The sequence below is a fragment of the Streptomyces sp. NBC_01176 genome (assembly GCF_045039825.1).
GTDB lineage: Bacteria > Actinomycetota > Actinomycetes > Streptomycetales > Streptomycetaceae > Streptomyces.
On the sequence record NZ_CP108600.1, the window covers coordinates 8,025,141 to 8,046,216 of the forward strand.

A 21,076-nucleotide genomic window follows, 5' to 3' on the forward strand; every position below is an offset into this window, starting at 1 on the left:
CCCGAGGGACGGCGGCCCGGCGCCGCCGCCCCTCGGACAGGTCAGCTGACCCGGCCGTACCAGACGCTCTTCGTCCAGATCTTCTGGAGCTTCACGACCTCCCCGCTCTTCGGGGAGTGCCAGATCTTTCCCTTCCCGGCGTAGATGCCGACGTGGTACACGTTCCGGCCCGAGTGGAAGAACACGAGGTCACCGGCCTTGCGGTGCGAGGCGGAGATGTGGTGGCTCTTGTTGTACTGCCCCGCGGCCGTACGAGGCAGCTTCTTGCCCGCCTTCTTGTACGAGTACAGCGTGAGCCCGGAGCAGTCGAAGCGGCGCGGCCCCGTGGCCCCGTACATGTACGGGGCACCCTTCTTGGATGCCGCGACCTGGAGTGCCCTCGTCGCCGGTGTGGCCGCCTCGGCGTCGCCTGCGACGCCCGGGACCACGAGGCTGCCGCCCACGGCGGCGATGGTCAGAGCCGAGGCCGTACCGGCCCGGGTCAACAGCGACGGGACACGATTCAGCGCAGTCATGCGCAACCCTTCGTCAACCGCCTGTGAAGGATGACCTGTCGGATTCGGGCTGGCGAAGTAGCCCGGCCGCGTGCGCGGCTTCACCCCAAGGACCGCCCGGATCTCTCCGGCGGCCCGTCTTGCTGGGTCCTCCACTCCTGCCGATGCACATCTGTCGACCGGTCATCCGGGCGGCGGCAGGACTCGGCGTCCGCCCGGACCGCCCCGCCGGTGTGGCGGGGGCTTGTCGTCGGAAGGGATCTTCACGCATGCGTGTCGGAAAATCCGAGCGGAACCGGTGATTTGTGGGGTTACTCACCACTCACCCGTTCGGGTGGACACTCCTCTGTTCGAGGGGTGTTGGGGACGTCGGCAACGCTCTTACCAGCACCGGAACGTTTCATTCCGCCTTTTGGCTACGCGTGTTGCGCAACTTCCGGGGCCACCCGGAAGGACGCGCGTCTACGCCATTGGGGGGTACGCCGACTGGTCCGTTTGAAACCCGGGCCGGTCGCTCCGCGGATCGCGTGAGCGGCGGCCCGGGCGTGGATGCCTCAACTGCCGGAGTCGGGCGGCAGGGTGACGCGGGCGGCCCGCCGCTCGCCGTCCAGAACTCGCAGGGCTTGCGCCAGGGTCGGCGCGTGCACCTCGCTCTCGCCCCGCTGGTGCATCAGGGCCAGGGCGTCGCGCAGCGCGGTCGCCTTGCCGACGAGTGCCTGGGCGGCGCGCAGTCCGCGATAGGTGTCTCCCGGGCGGGCCGGGTTGATGCGGCCGAGCAGGTCGACCACGTCGAGGTAGCGGTCTATCAGCTCGGCCTCGGCGTGTGTCAGTGCGGGCAGTGGGGGCAGTTCGGGCACCATCGGCGGATCACCTCGCGTCGGGTGTGGCGTTCCTCGCACCGGGCGCGGTGCGCGAGTTCTTGCGGCTCGGGATGATCCCGTCCACCAGCCCGTACGCCAGCGCGGCCTGCGCGTCCAGAATCGTGTCCCGCTCGATGTCGGCGGCGACTTGTTCGGGATTTTGCCCCGTGTGCCGTACGAGCATGTCCTCCAGCATCTTCCGAGTGCGCGTCAACTCCGCGGCCTGGAGGGCCAGATCGCTCGCCTGCCCCTGGATCGGTCCGGGGAGCGAGGGCTGACGGATCAGCACCCGGGCGCCCGGCAGGGCGAACCGCTTGCCCGGGGTGCCGCCGGCCAGCAGGACGGCGGCGACCGAGGCGGCCTGCCCCAGGCACACGGTCTCCACGTCGCAGGTGACGAACCGCATCGTGTCGTAGATCGCCGTCATCGCGCTGAACGAGCCGCCCGGGGAGTTGACGTAGAGCGAGATGTCCCGCTCCGGCGCCAGGTGTTCGAGGTGCATGAACTGGGCCATCACGTCGTTCGCCGACGTGTCGTCGATCGGTGTCCCGAGAAACACGATGCGCTCGTCGAGCAGTTTGGAGTACGGGTCGAGGGTCCGGTGTCCCGTGGTCGTGCGCTCGGTGAACTCGGGCAGGACGTGGCGGGCGGACGGTTCGTACATGGCTGGCGCCTCCTCCGGGCGACTCCCCTGTGTGTCGCTCCTTGTAAAAAACGTACAGGACGTACAGATCATGTCGAGGGAATCGGCCGACAGCGAAAAACCCCGCGGAGAACGCGGAGGCGGAGTACGCGGAGTACGCGGAGAAGAGGAGGGAGGTGCTCCGCGGGGGCGGCGTCGGCCGTGCGGAAGGGACGCGGGGGGCGGGTGTCGTAGGGGGTGGGGGTGCCGGTTTCGGTGGATCCGGTGGGCGCCGTCCGTTTCGGGAGAGTGCCGGGGGTCCGGTTTAAGCTGGTGGGCATGGCCTACGAGATTCCGGTGACGCAAGCCAGGGCTGAGCTCGCCGATCTGATCAACCGGGTGGTGTACGGGGGCGAGCGTGTCGTCGTGACGCGTCACGGGAAGCCTCTCGTCGCCCTCGTCTCCGCCGCCGACCTGGAGCGGCTCGAAGAGCTCCGGGAGTCCGCGGAGGAGCAGGTGGTCAGCTCGCTCTCCAGCGTCCGCGAGGTCACGTCCGCGCCGCGGGAGCGCCAGCGCTTCGGTATCGCCGCGGAGCACCAGGGGCCCAACGTCTCGTAAGGGAAGGGCGATCGGGGACGTCGGCGGACAGCCACGGGCCGGGCGCCGCGGACTCCCGGAGAGTGCCGCACGCGGTGAGAGACCCGTGCGGTGTGCCATGCGTGGCAAAGGGCCTGGGGTCTGCCGTGCGCGGTGAAGGGCCTGGGGTCTGTCGTGCGCGGTGAAGGGCCTGGGGTCTGCCGTGCGTGGCGAAGGGCCTGGGGTCTGCCGTGCGCGGCGAAAGATCTGGGTCTGCCGTGCGTGGGAAGCCCCCGCGCGGCATGTCGTGCACGGCGTCGACCCGCGCGGACCGAGGGCGCGCCGTATACGGTCCGGTTCCCGCGGGCGCCCAGGTCGGCCACGCCCGCGCCTGAGGCGGCCGGCCGTTCGTCGCGAGAGGGGCCGGAACGCCGAGCGGTCCCGCGTCTGCCGTGACCCGGCGCGCCGCTCCGCCGAGGTGCGGGCGGTTCGAGTGAAGATCGTCGGGGTCCATCGGTCACCGGACCCCCGGGCGGCCCCGGGGCGCCCATCGGGTCGGCATGTGTGGACCACAGGCCGGTTAACGTCCACGAAACGACGGCCAACTAGCGTGCGCATCCATGCCACCAGGGGTTTTGGTGGCTGCGGCCACCGGACCCCGCACGGTCCGGAGCGAGGACTGTGAGGTGGGACGCCGTGCAACTGACCCCGCACGAGCAAGAGAGGCTGCTGATCCACGTGGCCGCCGACGTGGCCGAGAAGCGCCGGGCCCGCGGAGTGAGACTGAACCACCCCGAGGCCGTCGCCCTCATCACGTCGCACATCCTCGAAGGCGCCCGCGACGGCCGCACCGTGGCCGAGCTGATGTCCTCCGGGCGCAAGATCCTCACCCGCGACGACGTCATGGAGGGCATCCCCGAAATGATCCACGACGTCCAGGTCGAGGCGACCTTCCCGGACGGCACCAAGCTCGTCACCGTCCACGACCCGATCGTCTGACGGGGGAGCGAGCACCGTGATTCCCGGAGAGATCCTCTTCGCCGAGGGAACCGTCACCTTCAACGAAGGCCGCGAAGTCACCCGGCTGACCGTCCTCAACGCCGCCGACCGACCCGTCCAGGTCGGCTCCCACTACCACTTCGCCGAGGCCAACCCCGGCCTGGAGTTCGACCGCGCCGGCGCCCGCGGCAAGCGGCTCAACGTCGCCGCCGGCACCGCCGTGCGCTTCGAACCCGGGATCCCCGTCGACGTCGAACTCGTACCGCTCGCCGGCGCCCGTGTCGTACCCGGTCTGCGCGGCGAGACCGGAGGTGCCCTCGATGCCTGAGCTCTCGCGCGGCGCGTACGCCGATCTGTTCGGCCCCACCACCGGCGACCGCATCCGGCTCGCCGACACCGACCTGCTCGTCGAGATCGAGGAGGACCGCTCCGGCGGCCCCGGGCGCGCCGGTGACGAGGCCGTGTTCGGCGGCGGCAAGGTCATCCGGGAGTCCATGGGCCAGTCGCGCGCCACACGCGCGGAGGGCACTCCGGACACGGTCGTCACGGGCGTCGTGATCATCGACCACTGGGGGATCGTCAAGGCCGACATCGGCATCCGCGACGGCCGGATCACCGGCATCGGCAAAGCCGGCAACCCCGACACCATGGACGGTGTCCACCCCGACCTCGTCATCGGCCCGGAGACCGAGATCATCGCGGGCAACGGACGGATCGTCACCGCGGGCGCCATCGACGCGCACGTCCACCTGATCTGCCCCCAGATCGCCGACGAGGCACTCGCCTCCGGCATCACGACCCTGGTGGGCGGTGGCACCGGTCCCGCCGAGGGTTCCAAGGCCACCACCGTCACGCCCGGCCCGTGGCATCTGGCCCGGATGCTGGAGTCGATGGAGGGGTATCCGCTCAACCTCGGACTGCTCGGCAAGGGCAACACCGTCTCGCACGACGCGATGCTGTCGCAGATCCGCGGCGGCGCGCTCGGACTGAAGCTGCACGAGGACTGGGGCTCCACGCCCGCCGTCATCGACGCCGCGCTGACCGTCGCCGACCGCACCGGCATCCAGGTCGCCATCCACACCGACACGCTGAACGAGGCCGGGTTCGTCGGCGACACGCTCGCCGCGATCGGTGGGCGCGGCATCCACGCGTACCACACCGAGGGCGCCGGCGGCGGGCACGCACCGGACATCATGACGGTGGTCTCCGAGCCGCACGTGCTGCCGAGCTCCACCAATCCGACCCGGCCGTACACCGTCAACACCGCCGAGGAACACCTCGACATGCTGATGGTCTGCCACCACCTCAACGCGGCCGTCCCCGAGGACCTGGCCTTCGCCGAGTCGCGTATCCGGCCGTCCACCATCGGGGCCGAGGACATCCTGCACGACCTCGGCGCGATCTCGATCATCTCCTCCGACTCCCAGGCGATGGGCCGGGTCGGCGAGGTCGTCCTGCGGACCTGGCAGACGGCCCATGTGATGAAGCGGCGGCGCGGGGCCCTGCCGGGCGACGGACGGGCCGACAACCACCGTGTACGTCGCTATGTCGCCAAATACACGATCAACCCGGCGCTGGCGCAGGGCCTCGCACGCGAGATCGGCTCCGTCGAGACCGGCAAACTCGCCGACCTCGTGCTGTGGGAGCCCGCGTTCTTCGGCGTCAAGCCGCAGCTCGTCATCAAGGGCGGGCAGATCGCGTACGCGCAGATGGGCGACGCCAACGCGTCCATTCCGACGCCGCAGCCGATTCTGCCCCGGCCGATGTTCGGGGCGATCGGACGGGCGCCCGCCGCGAACTCGTTCAACTTCGTGGCACCGCTCGCGATCGAGGACGGGCTGCCGGAACGGCTCTCGCTGAGCAAGAGGTTCATGGCGATCGACTCGACCCGGGGGGTGACCAAGGCCGACATGCGGGAGAACGACGCCCGGCCGCGCGTACAGGTCGATCCCGACAGTTTCGCGGTGCACATCGACGGCGAGCTGGTCGAGGCGACACCGGCCGCGGAACTGCCCATGGCCCAGCGTTACTTCCTCTTCTGATGTCCCGCGCGGCACTCCTCGTCCTGGCGGACGGCCGCTTCCCCGCCGGAGGGCATGCCCACTCCGGCGGGGCCGAGGCGGCGGTCAAGGCGGGGCGGATCAGCGGGGCGGCGAGTTTGGAGAACTTCTGCCTGGGGCGGTTGCACACGACGGGGCTGGTGTCCGCCGCCCTCGCCGCCGCGGCGGCGCTGGGCGTCGACCCGGTGGCCCTGGACTCGGCCGCGGACGCCCGGACGCCGTCACCCGCCCTGCGCGGGGCCGCGCGGCGGCTCGGACGGCAGCTGATGCGGGCGGCGCGGGCGGCCTGGCCGTCCACGGAACTCGACGCGCTGGCACGGGAGTTCCCCAAGGGAGCGCACCAGCCCGTGGTGCTCGGGGTGACGGCTCGGGGTGCCGGGCTCGGGCCCGAGGACGCCGCGTACTGCTCCGTGTACGAGAGTGTCAGCGGGCCGGCGACGGCGACCGTGCGGTTGCTCAGCCTGGATCCCTTCGACGCCACGGCGGTACTCGCCCGGCTGGCGCCGGAGTTGGACCGGGTGGCTCACCAGGCGGCCGAGGCGGCGCGGCGCGTGGTGGTCGACGGTGTCGACGCGCTGCCCGTCAGGGGTGCTCCGTTGCTGGAGATCAGTGCGGAGGCGCATGCCGCTTGGGCTGTGCGGTTGTTCGCGTCGTAGTGGGCCCGGGGTGGACGTCGCTGTGCGCGTCCGCCGGGGGCTCCGCCCCCGGACCCCCGGGTCGCCCGAAGGGCTCGTCCGCAGACGCCGGACGGGCTGGGTGTGCCGGCCGGAGCGCCCGCGGGCAAAGGGTCCCACGCTCAGCAAAGGGCCCGAGGCGTCCGGATCGTCCGGGCGCCGGAAGGTTCGAAAACGTCGGAATTCGGTCTCGGCCGGGAAACGGAGCCGCAATCATGCATCTCGACCATCGTCACGGTCACGACGGGGCGTCCGCCGTGAGTGCCGACGCGCGGCGTCCCGACGGCTCGCGTCGGGCCCTGCGGATCGGGCTCGGTGGGCCCGTGGGATCCGGCAAGACCGCGACCGTCGCGGCACTCTGCCGGGCCCTGCGCGACGAGTTGTCCCTCGCGGTCGTGACGAACGACATCTACACGCGCGAGGACGCCGAGTTCCTGCTGCGGGAGGCGGTGCTGCCGCCCGAGCGGATCACCGCCGTCGAGACGGGGGCCTGCCCGCACACCGCGATCCGGGACGACATCTCGGCGAACCTCGAAGCGGTGGAGGACCTGGAGGACGAGGTCGGGCCGCTGGACCTGATCCTGGTCGAGTCCGGGGGCGACAATCTCACGGCGACGTTCTCCAGAGGGCTGGTCGACGCCCAGATCTTCGTGATCGACGTGGCGGGCGGCGACGACATCCCGCGCAAGGGCGGGCCGGGAGTCACCACCGCCGATCTGCTCGTCGTCAACAAGACCGACCTCGCGCCCTACGTGGGGTCCGACCTGGCGCGGATGGCCGCCGACGCCAAGGCGCAACGAGCCGAACTCCCTGTGGTTCTCCAGTCGTTGAGGACCGAGAGCGGCGTCACGGCCGTCACGGACTGGGTACGGGAGCGGCTCGCCGCGTGGACGGCATGACGACAACGGGCGTGCGGGCCACCGCGCGGATCGGGGCACGCGCCGACGGCAGGGGCGGCACCTCGCTGCCCGTGCTGGACGGCGAGGGACCGATCGCGCCGCGCCGCACCCGGGCACACGGCGACGAGGCACGGGTGATGCTCGTCGGCGCGATGAGCGGCCCGCTCGGCAACGACCGTTTCGCCGTGGAGGCGACCGTCGGCGCAGGGGCGTGCCTGCATGTCGGTTCGGCCGCCGCGACCATCGCCCTGCCGGGGCAGGCCAAGGGGGAGGCCCGCTACGCCGTACGGCTGCGCGTCGCCGGTGGAGGTGAACTGCGGTGGCTTCCGGAGCAGTTGATCTCGGCGAACGGGAGTGACCTGCACGTCGCCTCGGAGATCGACCTCGAGCGTGGCGCGCGGCTCGTGTTCCGTGAGGAGCAGGTACTCGGTCGTGCCGGTGAGCAACCGGGGCGTCTCACCAGCCGACTTACCCTGCGGCTCGGCGGACGGACGCTGCTGGACCAGGAGTTGGCGTGCGGCCCCGGTGCGCCGGGCGGCTGGGACGGGCCGGCGGTCCTGGGGGGTCACCGGGCCCTGGGACAACTTCTGATCGTGCGGCCGGAGTTCGAGGACCGGATGCCGTCGGCGCGGTTGCTGGGGGAGTGCGCGGCCGTCAATCCGCTGGCCGGACCGGCTGTTCTGGTGAGCGCGCTGGCGCCGGACGCGCTCGAACTGAGACGGGTTCTGGACGGCGCGTTGGGGTCGTTCGGCTGAGAATCCGCTCAACGGGGCTCAGTACACCGCTTATCGGATTAGTAAAGAAGCCCGGTCACCCCTGTTCTCAGGGACCTCACAGCCGAAAGGATCCCCGTACCAATCGCAACGATGTACGGGGAGGTCCCACTTGAGGTCCAAGAGACCGACGAAGCGGGTGACGGCGCTCGGTTCGGCCGGCGTGCTCGTCACGGCGACCCTGATAGCCGGAGCCGTCGCGGCCCCGTCGGCCACCGCCGACTCACGTCAGGGCCGGAGCCATGGGCAGAGCCGCGAGCAGCGCGGTGCCGCGGTCGCCGCGGACCGGGCCGCCAAGGCGGGGATCGACTGGCAGGACTGCCCGGCGGACTGGGGCTTCGCGAAGCCCATCCAGTGCGGCTGGGTCAGCGTTCCGCTGGACTACGCCCACCCGAACGGCAAGAAGCTCAAGCTCGCCGTCGACCGCGTCGCGAGCACCGGGACGAAGGCCGAGCGTCAGGGCGCCCTCGTCTACAACCCGGGCGGCCCCGGCGGCTCCGGCATGCGCTTCCCGACCCGGGTCACCGGCAAGAACCCGCTCTGGACCAACACCGCGAAGGCTTACGACTTCGTGGGCTTCGACCCGCGCGGCGTCGGCCACTCGGCACCCATCTCCTGCATCGACCCGCAGGAGTTCGTGAAGGCGCCCAAGGCCGACCCGGTCCCGGGCTCCGAGGCCGACAAGCGCGCCCAGCGCAAGCTCGCCGCCGAGTACGCGGACGGCTGCGCCGAGCGCAGTGGCAAGGCCGTCCTGCAGCAGATGACCACGCCCAACACCGCCCGCGACCTGGATGTCATCCGCGCCGCACTCGGTGAGAAGAAGCTCAACTACCTGGGCGTCTCGTACGGCACCTACCTCGGCGCCGTCTACGGCACGCTCTTCCCGGGGCACGTCCGCCGCATGATCGTGGACAGCGTCGTCAACCCGGCGCGGGAGAACATCTGGTACGAGGCCAACCTGGGCCAGGACGTGGCCTTCGAGGGCCGCTGGAAGGACTGGGAGGACTGGGTCGCCAAGAACGACGCGGCCTTCCACCTCGGCGACACCCGCGCCAAGGTGCAGAACCAGTGGCTGAAGCTGCGTGCCGCCGCGAAGAAGAGCCCGCTGGGCGGGGTCGTCGGACCCGCCGAGCTGATCTCCTTCTTCCAGAGCGCCCCGTACTACGACTCCTCGTGGGTACCGGTCGCGTCGGTGTTCAGCAAGTACGTCGCCGGTGACACCCAGGCGCTGGTGGACGCCGCCGCTCCGGACCTCTCCGACACCGCGGGCAACATCAGCTCGGAGAACGGCAACGCGGTCTACACCGCGGTCGAGTGCACCGACGCCAAGTGGCCCACCAGCTGGAACAAGTGGGACAAGGACAACACGCGGCTCAACAAGGACTACCCGTTCATGACGTGGGCCAACGCGTGGATGAACCTGCCGTGTGCCACCTGGCCGGTCAAGCAGCAGACCCCGGTCGAGGTCAGGACCGGCAAGGGGCTGCCGACCGTCCTGATCGTGCAGTCCACGCGTGACGCCGCCACCCCCTACCAGGGCGCGGTCGAACTGCACAAGCGCTTCAAGGGCTCCCGTCTCATCACCGAGAACGGCGCGGGCTCGCACGGTGTGACCGGCCTGGTCAACCCGTGCATCAACACGCGGGTGGACACCTACCTGCTCACCGGCAGGACGGACAAGGCCGATGTGACGTGCACGCCGCACGCCACGCCGGCGCCGTAACACACCGCACACGAAGGGGCGGCCGGTCCTCCGGCCGCCCCTTTCGCGTCTGTGGCGCGTCGGTGGCGCTCCCACCCCGGTCCCGCCGGTCCCGCTGGTCCCGCCGGCCCGCCGGACCGTCAGCTCAGCGGCATCCGCGGGAACCTGCGCGCCTTGTCCGCGCTCTCGGCGGCCGCCTCGGCCTTGACGTCGGCCGCGTACCGGTCGACGTACTCCTGCCCGGAGAGGGCGAGGATGGCGTACATGATCTCGTCGGTGACGGCACGCAGGATGACCTTCTCGTTCTCCATACCGGCGTAGCGCGAGAAGTCGAGGGGCTCGCCGAAGCGGATCACCACAGGGTGCAGGTCCGGGATCTTCTGGCCCGGCGGCTGCGCCTCGAAGGTGCCGATCATCGCGCAGGGGACGACCGGTACCCGGGCCTTGAGGGCCATGGCCGCGACGCCGACCTTGCCCTTGTAGAGGCGCCCGTCGTGCGAGCGGGTGCCCTCCGGGTAGATGCCGAGCAGATGGCCCTGGCGCAGCACACCGAGCCCTTCCCGGATCGCGGCCTGTCCCGCCTCCTTGCCGGACCGGTCCACCGGGATCTGCCCGGCGCTGCGGAAGAACGCGGCTGTCAGACGGCCCTTGATGCCCGGCCCGGTGAAGTACTCCGCCTTGGCGAGGAAGGTGATCCGCCGCTTGAGGATCGCGGGCATCAGGAAGTGGTCCGAGAAGGACAGGTGGTTGCCCGCCACGATGGCGCCCCCCGACGGCGGTACGTGCTCAAGGCCCTCGATCCGAGGCCGGAACACCAGCCTCAACAGCGGACCCAGAAGCACATGTTTGAGCACGTAATAAAACACCTGAGGCGCTCCTCTGTTCCTCCGGGTCCTCCCCGGGGAGCGATCAGTTTAGGCGTGCCCGTCGCCGGGGGTAACCGTTCGGGAATCACTCCCTGCGGCCCCGTGGCCGGTATCAGACCCCTTGCGTCACCACCTTCTCCAGGGCCGCGAGTGCGGAGTGGAGTTCGTCGGCGGTGATGGTCAGCGGCGGAGCCAGCCGGATGGTCGAACCGTGGGTGTCCTTGACCAGGATCCCCTCGCGCATGAGGCCCTCGCTGATCTCGCGGCCCGTGCCGATGGCCGGGTCGATGTCGACGCCCGCCCACAGCCCGCGCGAGCGGAAGCCCTCCACCCCTCTGCCCACGAGTCCCTTGAGACCGCCTTCCAGGATCATGCCCAGCTCGGCCGCCCGGCGCTGGAACTCACCCGTCTCCAGCAGCTCGACGACCGCCGAGCCGACCGCCGCGGCGAGCGGGTTGCCGCCGAACGTGGAGCCGTGCTCACCGGGCCGCAGTACGCCGAGCACGTCGCGACGCGCCACCACCGCCGAGACCGGCACGATGCCGCCGCCGAGCGCCTTGCCGAGCAGCAGCATGTCCGGGACGACGCCCTCGTGGTCGACGGCGAGGGTGGTGCCCGTCCGCCCCAGACCCGACTGGATCTCGTCCGCGACGAACAGGCAGCCGGCCCTGCTGGTCAGCTCGCGCACACCGGCCAGATAGCCGTCGTCGGGGATGACGACGCCCGCCTCGCCCTGGATGGGCTCGATCAGCACGGCCGCGGTCGTCTCGTCGACGGCCGCTTCGAGCGCCGCGAGATCGTTGTACGGAACGATCCGGAAGCCCGGGGTGAAGGGGCCGAAGCCGCTCCGGGCCGTCTCGTCCGTGGAGAAGCTGACGATCGTGGTCGTACGGCCGTGGAAGTTGTCCGCGGCCACGACGACCGTGGCCTGGTCCGGGGCCACGCCCTTCACCTCGTACGCCCACTTGCGGGCCACCTTGACGGCGCTCTCCACCGCCTCGGCGCCGGTGTTCATCGGCAGGACCATGTCCAGGCCCGTCAGCCGGGCCAGGGACGCGGCGAAGTGGGCCAGCTGGTCGTTGTGGAAGGCGCGGGAGGTCAGGGTGAGCCGGTCGAGCTGGCGGTGCGCCGCCTCGACCAGCACGGGGTTGCGATGGCCGAAGTTGAGGGCCGAGTAGCCCGCCAGCATGTCGAGGTAGCGGCGGCCCTCGACGTCCTCGACCCAGGTGCCCTCGGCGCGGGCGACGACGACGGGGAGCGGGTGGTAGTTGTGCGCGAGGACCGGGGCCTCGGCGCGGATCAGTTCGGCGGACGTACGCGTACGGGCGGGAGCGGTCATGAGCGGATCTCCTGGGTGCAGCACTTGATGCCGCCGCCGGCCTTGTGGAACTCGGAGAGGTCGACGGGGACGGGGACGTAGCCGTGCCGGGCGAGCTGGTCGGCGAGGGCCTCGGCACGCGGCGAGATGAAGACGTGACGGCCGTCGGAGACGGAGTTCAGACCGAAGGTCATCGCGTCCTCGCGGGTCGCGACCACCGCGTCCGGGAAGAGCCGTGCCAGCACCTCGCGGCTGCCGGGCGAGAACGCCTCCGGGTAGTAGGCGATGTTCGCCCGCGGCCCCTCCTCCAGGACGAACAGGGCCGTGTCCAGATGGTAGAAGCGCGCGTCCACCAGCTGGAGGCTGATCACCGGGACGCCGAAGAACTCCTGGACCTCGCGGTGCGCCTCCGGGGTCGTACGGAAGCCGGTGCCCGCCAGGAGGTAGCGGCCCACCGGAACGAGGTCGCCCTCGCCCTCGCACACGGATTCGGGACGGTAGACGTCGAAGCCGGCGGCCTTGAACCAGGTCTCGTAGGCGCTGGACTCCGGGCGGCGCTGGGGCGCGTGGAAGAGCGAACCGAAGACACGGCCCGCGAGGACGAGCGCGGAGTTCGCCGCGAACACCATGTCCGGGAGATCCGCCACCGGCTCCACGGTGTCCACGGTGTGCCCGTGGGCACGATAGGCGCTGATCAGCGCCTTCCACTGGCCATGGGCCAGATCGACGTCCACCCGGGTGTCGGGGTGCATCCAGGGGTTGATCGCGTACTGCACGGCGAAGTGTCTGGGTTCGCAGACGAGGAAGCGCCGGGGACGCGGCACACGGCTGTCAGGCACAGAGAGGTTCCTCCGCTTCCTGCGGTGATGACGGGGGTGCCTCAAAGGTAGGAAACGGGGGATACGGGCGACAAGCGACGAGAGCTGCGTGTGTGCGCAGTATCGCTGCGCAATCGCGATGGTCAGCGCACGTTTGATGCGTCCTGGGCCTCCTCCGGGGCGGCATGGGTCGCGCCCGCCTCGGGGGCCTCCGGCAGCAGATGGGACAGCACCATGTAGCTGATCGTCTTCCGGATGAAGGGCTCGGTGCGGATCCGCTCCAGGACCTCCTCGAAGTGGTCCACGTCGGTGGCACGCACATGCAGCAGCGCGTCCGCGCCCCCGGTCACGGTCATGGCGGCGGTGATCTCCGGATGGTTGCGCACCACCTCCGCGAGCCGCCGGGGCGGCGCCGCGCCCTCGCAGTACACCTCGACGTACGCCTCCGTGCGCCAGCCGAGCGCCGTGGGCTTCACCGTCGCCGTGAACCCGGTGATCACGCCGGTCTCGCGGAGCCGGTCCACTCGCCGCTTGACGGCGGTCGCCGACAGCCCGATCGCCGCGCCGATCTCGGCGAAGCTCGTCCGGGCATTGGCCATCAGGGCTGTGATGATCTTGCGGTCGAGTTCGTCGAACATCCCGGACTTGCTGTTCATGGCGGCACTGTATCCAGCGAGAACGTCCATGCCCCGCACATGTCCAGACGTACGATTCGCTCTTACACTCCACTTCCATGCTGCGCGTGCTCGCCGTCGACGACGAACAACCCTCCCTGGAGGAGCTTCTCTATCTCCTCAACGCCGATCCCCGGGTCGCCGGCGCCGAGGGCGCGAGCGACGCGACCGAGGCGCTGCGCCGGATCAACCGGGCCCTCGCCTCGGGACCCGACGGGCCCGAGGCCATCGACGTCGTCTTCCTCGACATCCACATGCCCGGACTCGACGGCCTCGACCTGGCCCGGCTGCTCACCGGATTCGCCCATCCGCCGCTCGTCGTCTTCGTCACGGCGCACGAGGGCTTCGCCGTCCAGGCCTTCGACCTCAAGGCCGTCGACTACGTACTGAAGCCGGTGCGCAGGGAGCGGCTCGCCGAGGCCGTCCGCCGGGCGGACCAACTCCGGCGCACCGCACCGCTGATACCCGTCCACGAACCCGACCCGGACCACATCTCCGTCGAACTCGGCGGGGTGACCCGCTTCGTGGCCGTGGAGGACATCACCCACGCCGAAGCGCACGGCGACTACGCGCGCCTGCACACCGCCCAGGGCAGCCACCTGGTCCGCATACCGCTGTCCACCCTGGAGGAACGCTGGCGGTCCCGCGGCTTCGTCCGCATCCACCGGCGCCACCTCGTCGCCCTGCGCCACATAGGCGAACTCCGGCTGGACGCGGGTACGGTGAGCGTTCTCGTGGACTCCGTCGAACTCCAGGTCAGCCGTCGGCACACGCGCGAACTGCGTGACCTGCTGATGCGCCGGACCACCGGCTGAGGGGGAACGGCGTGCCGCAGGATCCGACCGAACGCCGGGTGGTCGTCACCGGAGCGCCCCGGCGCACCCGCAGGACGTCCGGCTACTACCGGCCCAGGACCGAGATCGACGAACAGACCACACTCGGCCACACCTACGTCCGCTCACTCATGCGCAGTCAACTCCGCGTCGCCATCGTGGTGTTCGCCGTCCTGGTCCTCCTGGTCGGACCGCTGCCCCTGGTCTTCGCCGCGATCCCGGACGGCGCGGGCCTGGAATGGGCCGTGCTCGGCTTCTGCGTCTACCCGCCCCTGGTCCTGCTGGCCCGCTGGTACGTGCGCCGCGTGGAGCGCAACGAGAGGGACTTCGTGCGTCTGGTCGAGGACCGTTGAGGAACCGCCCAGGACCGTCATCGAAGTGCGGCGAGGACCGACGAAGGCCGCCGAGACGCGGTCGAGGACCGTCGAGGGGCGCGGCGTGAGGGGATGCGCGGGACGCGCGACGAGGGCTCCCGGCGGTCGTGGCGCGAGAGGCCCCGCCCGGTGAACCAGAACTACGCCGTGCCCGCCGTCGCCCTCGTCGTCGTCGCGACCGTCCTGGTCGGGGCGTTCGGCCTGCGCATATCCCGGACCACCTCCGACTTCTACGTCGCCTCGCGCACCGTGGGCCCACGGCTGAACGCCGCCGCGATCAGCGGGGAGTACCTCTCCGCCGCCTCCTTCCTCGGCATCGCGGGCCTGGTGCTCGTCCAGGGCCCCGACATGCTCTGGTACCCCGTCGGATACACGGCGGGCTACCTGGTACTGCTCCTGTTCGTCGCGGCCCCGCTGCGCCGCTCCGGCGCCTACACGCTGCCCGACTTCGCCGAGGCGCGGCTCGGCTCGCAGGCGGTCCGGCGGCTCGCCGGTGCCTTCGTCGTCGGCGTGGGCTGGCTCTACCTGCTGCCCCAACTCCAGGGCGCGGGGCTCACGCTGGCGGTACTGACCGACGCGCCCGGCTGGTTCGGCGGTGTGCTCGTCGCGGTCGTCGTGGTCGCCACGGTCGCGGCCGGCGGCATGCGCAGCATCACCTTCGTCCAGGCCTTCCAGTACTGGCTGAAGCTCACCGCCCTGCTGGTCCCGGCGATCTTCCTGGTCCTCGCCTGGCAGAGCGACGGCGCCCCGCGCGACGCCTTCGACGAACCGGCGACCTTCCGCGCGCAGCGGGTCGTCCGTATCGACGGCACCCTCGACCTGAGACTGTCGGACCCACTGGCCGTCACCGCGACGGGAACCGTCGACGGCCACCGCTACCGGAGCGAGCGGGTCCGGCTCCCGGCCGGCGTCCACCGCATCGCGCGCGGCACCCGGCTGACCTTCGGGAAGGGGGACCCGGTACCCGCCGCCGACCGCGCCGACAACGGCGGCATGTCGACCTCGCTCGCAGCCGGCCGCGAGGAACGCCCCCTCTACGCCACCTACGGACTGATCCTCGCCACCTTCCTCGGCACCATGGGACTCCCGCACGTGGTCGTCCGCTTCTACACCAGCCCGCACGGAGTCGCCGCCCGCCGCACCACCGTCGCCGTCCTCGGCCTGATCGGCGCCTTCTACCTCCTGCCGCCCGTCTACGGGGCGCTGGGCCGGCTGTACGCCCCCGAACTCAGCCTCACCGGGAACGCGGACGCCGCCGTGCTGCTGCTCCCGGACCGGGTGATCGGGGGACTCGGCGCGGACCTCCTGGGCGCGCTGGTGGCGGGCGGTGCCTTCGCGGCGTTCCTGTCCACCGCGTCCGGACTGACCATGGCGGTGGCCGGGGTCCTCACGCAGGACGTGCTGCCCTCGCGCGGCGTGCGCCACTTCAGGCTCGGCACCGTGCTCGCCATGGTGGTGCCGCTCGCCGCCAGCATGATCGTGGGCGGACTGCCGGTCGCCGACGCCGTGGGACTCGCCTTCGCCGTGTCCGCCTCCTCCTTCTGCCCCCTGCTCGTCCTCGGCATCTGGTGGCGGCGGCTGACCCCGCCGGGCGCGGGCGCGGGCATGCTGGTCGGCGGCGGCGCGGCCTTCGTGGCGGTCGCCGCGACCATGGCGGGCTACCCGCGCTCCGGCGCGCTGCACGCGCTGCTCGCCTGGCCCGCGCTCTGGTCGGTTCCCCTCGGATTCCTCACCATGATCCTGGTGTCGCTGGCGACGCCGGGCCGGGTGCCGGGCGGCACGGCGGCGATCCTGGCCCGGTTCCACCTTCCCGAGGAACTGTCCGACGGCCAGGTGCGCGCGGCCGCGCACACGAAGGAGGCCGACGCGTGAGCGGATTCCTGGCCGGGTTGTGCGTGGCCGTGCTCCCCCTGCTCGCCGCCGGGTTCTGGCTCGGCAGGCGGACCGCGCGGCCCGAGAACCTCGGCGGACTCGGCACCCCCGTCGAGCACGCCACCTTCGAGACCCTGCACACCGCCTCGCTCGCCGCACCCCCGCTGCGCGCGGGCCTCACCGGCGAGACCGCCCGCAGGTCCGCGCGCCGGCTGCGCACCCTGCTCGGCACCGACGCGCTCTGCCTCACCGACCAGGACTCCGTCCTGGCCTGGGACGGCGCCGGGGAGCACCACCGCACCGAGATCATGGACCGGCTCGGCGGCCCGCTGGAGACCGGCCGCGGTGAGGCCTTCCGGCTCCGGTGCGACGAGCCGGACTGCGCGCTGCGCTGGGCCGTGGTCGCGCCGCTCACCGTCGACGACCGGGTGCACGGAGCGCTCGTGGCCTGCGCGCCCCGCGAGTCCGCCGTGCTCGTCCGGGCCGCCGGCGAGGTCGCCCGCTGGGTCTCGGTGCAACTGGAACTCGCCGACCTCGACCGGTCCCGTACCCGCCTGATCGAGGCCGAGATCAAGGCCCTGCGCGCCCAGATCTCCCCGCACTTCATCTTCAACTCGCTCGCGGTGATCGCCTCGTTCGTCCGCACCGATCCGGAGCGCGCCCGCGAACTGCTGCTGGAGTTCGCGGATTTCACCCGCTACTCGTTCCGCAGGCACGGCGACTTCACCACCCTCGCCGACGAACTGCACGCCATCGACCACTACCTGGCGCTCGTGCGGGCCCGCTTCGGGGACCGGCTCTCGGTGACCCTGCAGATCGCGCCCGAGGTGCTGCCGGTCGCGCTGCCCTTCCTCTGCCTCCAGCCCCTGGTGGAGAACGCCGTCAAACACGGCCTGGAGGGCAAGACCGACAAGTCGAACAAGAGCCACATCAGCATCACCGCGCAGGACGCGGGCGCCGAGGCGCTGGTCGTCATCGAGGACAACGGCACCGGAATGGACCCCGAACGGCTGCGCCGCATCCTCACCGGCGAGGTCAGCCCCTCGGACGGCATCGGTCTGTCCAACGTCGACGACCGGCTGCGCCAGGTCTACGGGGACGACTACGGCCTCGTCATCGAGACCGCGGTGGGGGCGGGGATGAAGATCACGGCCCGGCTGCCCAAGTACCAGCCGGGCGTGCACTCGGCGGGACGGCTGCCCCGGCAGTGAGCGCGGCGCGTGTCACGCTCCGCGGGCGGCGACCATCGCGATCATGATCAGGCCGAGCACCACCCAGCCGAACCACAGCCAGCCGTTGCTGCCGAGCGCGACCGTATAGGCCGTCACGACAACCAGCCCACCGACGGTGAGCACCCCCATGGTCTTCGTCGAACCGGGCATCGCGGCACACCCTTCTCCCGGCGGGTCCGCTGTGCGGGCCGTGGCCTGCGGCCATTTTCACCCGGCGGGAGACGGTTCGCCAGGGCTGATTCAGCGGTCGGAAGGTGATTCAGTGACTGCGGGCGTTGAGCGAGGCCAGATAGGCGTTGTACGCCTCGAGTTCCTTGTCGCCGTCGCGGTCCGCCGCCCGGTCCGTGCGGCGGGCCTGCCGCTGCTCGGAGCCGTACCACTGGAAGAGCAGCGCGAGCAGCACGAGGACGGAGGGGATCTCGCTGAACGCCCAGGCGATGCCGCCCGCCGCGTTCTGGTCGGTGAGCGCGTCGATGGCGAGCGAGGCGGGCGGGTTCTTGTACGTGTCGACCATCGGCGTGGACGCCATCATCAGCGCGATACCGAAGAACGCGTGGAACGGCATGCCGGCGAACAGTTCCAGCATCCGCATCAGGTAGCCCGGCCGGTGCGGTCCGGGGTCCACGCCCATGATCGGCCAGAAGAAGACCAGGCCGACGGCGAGGAAGTGGCACATCATCAGGGTGTGCCCCGACTTCGATCCCATCAGGAGGTCGAAGACGGGGGAGAAGTACAGGCCGTAGAGGCTCGCGATGAACAGCGGGATCGTGAACGCGGGGTGCGTGATGATCCGCATGTAGCGGCTGTGCAGGAACATCAGCAGCAGTTCACGCGGCCCCTTGGTGCCCCGCCTGGCCGCCACCGGAAGGGCGCGCAGCGCGAGCGTGACCGGTGCCCCGAGCAGGATCAGGATGGGTGACAGCATGCTGATCACCATGTGCTGCACCATGTGCACGCTGAACATGACCATGCCGTAGTCGTTCAGTCTCGTGCACATCATCAGCAGCACGGTCAGCACACCGAGGACGAACGAGACGGTCCGTCCCGCGGACCACTTGTCACCGCGGCGGACGAGCCGTACGACCCCCCAGCCGTACAGCCCGAGCCCCACCAGACAGGCGATGAGGAAGAACGGGTCCGCGGACCATTCGAGCCCCCGCCCCAGCGTGAACGGCGGCAGATCCATGGTCATGCCGTGCCCGCTGTGTTCCATCCGCCGGCTCCTGATTAGTACGGGTTGTGCTGTCTGTCCGCACCAGAGTAGAACCGGCCCCGGTTCCCGCTGTGGCCGGGGTCGGCCTCCGCGCCCCGGTGGGGGGCGCGGGGAAGCGGCCGACAAGGCACCACGAACCCGCGGCCGGACGGCCGCCTCAGGGGCTCAGAGCACGCACTCCGCTTCGGCGTACCGCTCCTCGGGCACGGTCTTCAGCGTCTCCACCGCCTCCGCGAGGGACACCATCACGATGTCGGTCCCGCGCAGCGCGGTCATCATGCCGAACTCACCCCGGTGCGCCGCCTCCACGGCGTGCCAGCCGAACCGCGTCGCGAGCACCCGGTCGTACGCGGTCGGTGTGCCGCCGCGCTGCACGTGTCCGAGGATCACCGGACGGGCCTCCTTGCCGAGGCGCTCCTCCAGTTCGAGCGAGAGCTGCCGGGCGATGCCGGCGAACCGCTCGTGCCCGTAGACGTCCTTCACGCCCTCGTCGAACGGCATCGTGCCCGCGCGCGGCTTGGCGCCCTCGGCGGCCACGACGATCGCGAACCGCTTGCCCGCCGCGAAGCGCTCGCCCACCTTGGCCGCCAGCTCGTCGATGTCGAAGGGCCGCTCCGGTACGACGATGGCGTGCGCGCCGGCCGCCATGCCGGAGTGCAGCGCGATCCAGCCGGTGTGGCGGCCCATGACCTCCACGATCAGCACCCGCTGGTGGGACTCGGCGGTGGTCTTCAGCCGGTCGAGGGCCTCGGTCGCGACGCCGACGGCCGTGTCGAAGCCGAAGGTCACGTCCGTGACGGCGATGTCGTTGTCGATGGTCTTCGGCACGCCGACGATCGGCAGACCGCTGTCCGAGAGCAGCCGGGCCGCCTTCAGGGTGCCCTCGCCGCCGATCGGGATGATGGCGTCGAGGCCGAGCTCCTCGACATGCCCCTTGGCCCGCTCCACGCCGTCACGCAGATGCGCGGGCTGGACCCGGGAGGAGCCGAGCATCGTGCCGCCGCGGGCCAGGATGCCGCTCACCGCGTCGAGGTCGAGCTTCAGGTAGTCGCACTCCAGAAGCCCCTTCCAGCCGTCCCGGAAGCCGATGACCTCGTCGCCGTGGTCGACGACGGCGCGGTGCACGACGGACCGGATGACGGCGTTCAGGCCGGGGCAGTCGCCGCCGGACGTGAGGACACCAATGCGCATAGCCCGAAATACCTTCTCAACGTGGGCCGGGGACCGGACCACGTTGTCCGGCTGGAATCCCGATCACCCTACCGGCGGGACGGGGTGGTGCCGTAGCAGGCGTCCGCCTGGTGGACTCGGCCGCACAAGTGAGCGGACAAGCGGTCAGGCGGGCTCTTGTGCACACCGTGCCGTAAACACCTTGGGCGCGCTTGAGGTATGCCTCAAGCGCGCCCTGTGGACGTCGTGCCCGGTCCGCCGGTCCGCCGGTGCACCGGTCGCGCGGTGACGCGTCCCGGTGGTGGCGTGTCGGCTCAGGCCGGCTGCTGGGCGGCGGCGATGCGCTCGCCCCGAAGCGCCTCGTACCAGCGGTCGTCGATCGGCGGCAGCGCGTTCACGTCGAGTGCCAGCTTCAGCAGCAGGTCGGCGATCTGCGGGTTACGGGCGAGCACGGGACCGTGCATGTACGTACCGAAGACCGTGTCGTTGTACGCGCCCTCGGTGCCGTCGCCCGTGCCGTTGCCCTTGCCGAGCCGCACCTGCGCGAACGGGCGCGCGGTGGGGCCGAGGTGGGTGACACCCTGGTGGTTCTCGAAACCGGTCAGCTGCGGCAGACCCAGGCGCGGGTCGATGTCTCCGAGCACGTCACCGACGCACCGCTCTCCCTCGCCACGCGTCGAGACCACGTCGAGCAGGCCGAGGCCCGGCTCGCGCTGCCCGAGGTCGTTGATGAACTCGTGGCCGAGGATCTGGTAGCCGGCACACACCGAGAACACGATCGCGCCGTTGCCGACCGCGCGGTGCAGGCCCCCGTCGCGGCGCAGGCGCTCCGCGGCGAGCCGCTGCGGCCGGTCCTCGCCGCCGCCGATCAGGTAGATGTCGCCGGAGGTGGGGATCGGCTGGTCGCTGCGCACGTCGAGGCGGGCGACGTCGAGTCCGCGCTGGCGGGCCCGGCGTTCCACGACGAGCGCGTTGCCCTGGTCACCGTAGGTGCTCAGTAGGTCCGGGTAGATCCACACCAGACGCAGGCTGTTGTCACTCATTCTC

Annotated in this window: 23 protein-coding genes and 1 riboswitch; of the genes, 12 read left to right on the plus strand and 11 right to left on the minus strand. The window is 71.0% G+C overall.

All coding sequences use genetic code 11. The features are described from left to right. Positions 1 to 41: 41 nt before the first annotated feature. From OG199_RS34880 to OG199_RS34890, 3 genes are all read right to left on the minus strand, one after another. Positions 42 to 515, minus strand: a complete 474-nt coding sequence (locus OG199_RS34880; RefSeq protein ID WP_356801485.1) for a C40 family peptidase — start codon at positions 513 to 515, stop codon at positions 42 to 44. Between the two features lie 3 nt (positions 516 to 518). After that, positions 519 to 682: riboswitch (cyclic di-AMP (ydaO/yuaA leader) on the minus strand. A gap of 366 nt (positions 683 to 1,048) precedes the next feature. Next, complete coding sequence (locus OG199_RS34885; RefSeq protein WP_356801483.1) at positions 1,049 to 1,354, minus strand: hypothetical protein; 306 nt, start codon at positions 1,352 to 1,354, stop codon at positions 1,049 to 1,051. 7 nt (positions 1,355 to 1,361) lie between these two features. Next, positions 1,362 to 2,018 carry an ATP-dependent Clp protease proteolytic subunit gene (locus tag OG199_RS34890; protein WP_405832811.1) on the minus strand — a complete coding sequence of 219 codons (657 nt, stop codon included), beginning with the start codon at positions 2,016 to 2,018 and terminating at the stop codon, positions 1,362 to 1,364. 297 nt (positions 2,019 to 2,315) lie between these two features. On the opposite strand from OG199_RS34890, the gene OG199_RS34895 reads away from it, so the two are divergent. The 8 genes from OG199_RS34895 (at position 2,316) to OG199_RS34930 (ending at position 9,680) form a co-directional block, all read left to right on the plus strand. Further along, positions 2,316 to 2,594 (plus strand): type II toxin-antitoxin system Phd/YefM family antitoxin, encoded by a 279-nt coding sequence (locus tag OG199_RS34895; RefSeq protein ID WP_356801480.1) that lies wholly within the window; start codon positions 2,316 to 2,318, stop codon positions 2,592 to 2,594. 654 nt (positions 2,595 to 3,248) lie between these two features. After that, positions 3,249 to 3,551, plus strand: a complete 303-nt coding sequence (locus tag OG199_RS34900) for an urease subunit gamma (RefSeq protein WP_356801478.1) — start codon at positions 3,249 to 3,251, stop codon at positions 3,549 to 3,551. 16 nt (positions 3,552 to 3,567) lie between these two features. After that, positions 3,568 to 3,879, plus strand: coding sequence for an urease subunit beta (locus tag OG199_RS34905; protein WP_405832814.1), 312 nt, complete (start codon positions 3,568 to 3,570; stop codon positions 3,877 to 3,879). Then, on the plus strand, positions 3,872 to 5,593 hold the full coding sequence (locus tag OG199_RS34910) for an urease subunit alpha (protein ID WP_356801474.1): 1,722 nt from the start codon (positions 3,872 to 3,874) through the stop codon (positions 5,591 to 5,593). Before OG199_RS34905 ends, OG199_RS34910 begins: the two co-directional genes overlap by 8 nt. After that, on the plus strand, positions 5,593 to 6,267 hold the full coding sequence (locus tag OG199_RS34915; RefSeq protein WP_356801472.1) for an urease accessory UreF family protein: 675 nt from the start codon (positions 5,593 to 5,595) through the stop codon (positions 6,265 to 6,267). The genes OG199_RS34910 and OG199_RS34915 overlap by 1 nt, the downstream gene beginning before the upstream one ends. Before the next feature lie 233 nt (positions 6,268 to 6,500). After that, positions 6,501 to 7,184, plus strand: a complete 684-nt coding sequence (gene ureG / locus OG199_RS34920; RefSeq protein ID WP_405832817.1) for an urease accessory protein UreG — start codon at positions 6,501 to 6,503, stop codon at positions 7,182 to 7,184. Beyond that, positions 7,181 to 7,939 (plus strand): urease accessory protein UreD, encoded by a 759-nt coding sequence (locus OG199_RS34925; protein ID WP_356806924.1) that lies wholly within the window; start codon positions 7,181 to 7,183, stop codon positions 7,937 to 7,939. Before ureG ends, OG199_RS34925 begins: the two co-directional genes overlap by 4 nt. Before the next feature lie 130 nt (positions 7,940 to 8,069). Further along, positions 8,070 to 9,680, plus strand: a complete 1,611-nt coding sequence (locus OG199_RS34930; RefSeq protein WP_356806926.1) for an alpha/beta hydrolase — start codon at positions 8,070 to 8,072, stop codon at positions 9,678 to 9,680. A 119-nt stretch (positions 9,681 to 9,799) separates the two neighbouring features. On the opposite strand, the gene OG199_RS34935 is transcribed toward OG199_RS34930, so the two are convergent. The 4 genes from OG199_RS34935 to OG199_RS34950 all read right to left on the minus strand — a co-directional run bounded on the left by OG199_RS34935 (position 9,800) and on the right by OG199_RS34950 (position 13,317). Continuing rightward, positions 9,800 to 10,525, minus strand: coding sequence for a lysophospholipid acyltransferase family protein (locus OG199_RS34935; protein ID WP_356806927.1), 726 nt, complete (start codon positions 10,523 to 10,525; stop codon positions 9,800 to 9,802). A gap of 112 nt (positions 10,526 to 10,637) precedes the next feature. Beyond that, the gene (gene rocD, locus OG199_RS34940) at positions 10,638 to 11,864 is read right to left on the minus strand and encodes an ornithine--oxo-acid transaminase (protein ID WP_405832819.1); all 1,227 of its coding nucleotides are present in this window, start codon (positions 11,862 to 11,864) and stop codon (positions 10,638 to 10,640) included. Continuing rightward, positions 11,861 to 12,682 carry a dimethylargininase gene (gene ddaH, locus OG199_RS34945; RefSeq protein ID WP_356806931.1) on the minus strand — a complete coding sequence of 274 codons (822 nt, stop codon included), beginning with the start codon at positions 12,680 to 12,682 and terminating at the stop codon, positions 11,861 to 11,863. The genes rocD and ddaH overlap by 4 nt, the downstream gene beginning before the upstream one ends. 122 nt (positions 12,683 to 12,804) lie before the next feature. After that, positions 12,805 to 13,317, minus strand: a complete 513-nt coding sequence (locus OG199_RS34950) for an Lrp/AsnC family transcriptional regulator (RefSeq protein ID WP_266697175.1) — start codon at positions 13,315 to 13,317, stop codon at positions 12,805 to 12,807. 77 nt (positions 13,318 to 13,394) lie between these two features. Here OG199_RS34950 and OG199_RS34955 point away from each other — a divergent pair, with 77 nt between their 5' ends. From OG199_RS34955 to OG199_RS34970, 4 genes are all read left to right on the plus strand, one after another. Beyond that, positions 13,395 to 14,150: a LytTR family DNA-binding domain-containing protein gene (locus OG199_RS34955; RefSeq protein WP_356806934.1), complete on the plus strand. Its 756-nt coding sequence runs from the start codon at positions 13,395 to 13,397 to the stop codon at positions 14,148 to 14,150. A gap of 11 nt (positions 14,151 to 14,161) precedes the next feature. Then, positions 14,162 to 14,521: a hypothetical protein gene (locus tag OG199_RS34960; RefSeq protein ID WP_356806936.1), complete on the plus strand. Its 360-nt coding sequence runs from the start codon at positions 14,162 to 14,164 to the stop codon at positions 14,519 to 14,521. 150 nt (positions 14,522 to 14,671) lie between these two features. Then, the gene (locus OG199_RS34965; RefSeq protein WP_356806938.1) at positions 14,672 to 16,414 is read left to right on the plus strand and encodes a cation acetate symporter; all 1,743 of its coding nucleotides are present in this window, start codon (positions 14,672 to 14,674) and stop codon (positions 16,412 to 16,414) included. Next, positions 16,411 to 17,625 carry a sensor histidine kinase gene (locus OG199_RS34970; RefSeq protein WP_401806319.1) on the plus strand — a complete coding sequence of 405 codons (1,215 nt, stop codon included), beginning with the start codon at positions 16,411 to 16,413 and terminating at the stop codon, positions 17,623 to 17,625. The genes OG199_RS34965 and OG199_RS34970 overlap by 4 nt, the downstream gene beginning before the upstream one ends. Positions 17,626 to 17,637: 12 nt before the next feature. On the opposite strand, the gene OG199_RS34975 is transcribed toward OG199_RS34970, so the two are convergent. The 4 genes from OG199_RS34975 to OG199_RS34990 all read right to left on the minus strand — a co-directional run bounded on the left by OG199_RS34975 (position 17,638) and on the right by OG199_RS34990 (position 21,072). Beyond that, a complete protein-coding gene (locus tag OG199_RS34975; protein WP_266697170.1) occupies positions 17,638 to 17,796 on the minus strand; it encodes a hypothetical protein in 159 nt (52 codons plus the stop codon). Positions 17,797 to 17,905: 109 nt separating this feature from the next. Next, positions 17,906 to 18,859, minus strand: a complete 954-nt coding sequence (locus OG199_RS34980) for a cytochrome c oxidase assembly protein (protein ID WP_356806942.1) — start codon at positions 18,857 to 18,859, stop codon at positions 17,906 to 17,908. 165 nt (positions 18,860 to 19,024) lie between these two features. Continuing rightward, positions 19,025 to 20,050, minus strand: a complete 1,026-nt coding sequence (locus OG199_RS34985; RefSeq protein WP_405832823.1) for a 6-phosphofructokinase — start codon at positions 20,048 to 20,050, stop codon at positions 19,025 to 19,027. Positions 20,051 to 20,343: 293 nt separating this feature from the next. Then, positions 20,344 to 21,072, minus strand: coding sequence for a type 1 glutamine amidotransferase (locus OG199_RS34990; RefSeq protein WP_148008030.1), 729 nt, complete (start codon positions 21,070 to 21,072; stop codon positions 20,344 to 20,346). Positions 21,073 to 21,076 lie beyond the last annotated feature (4 nt).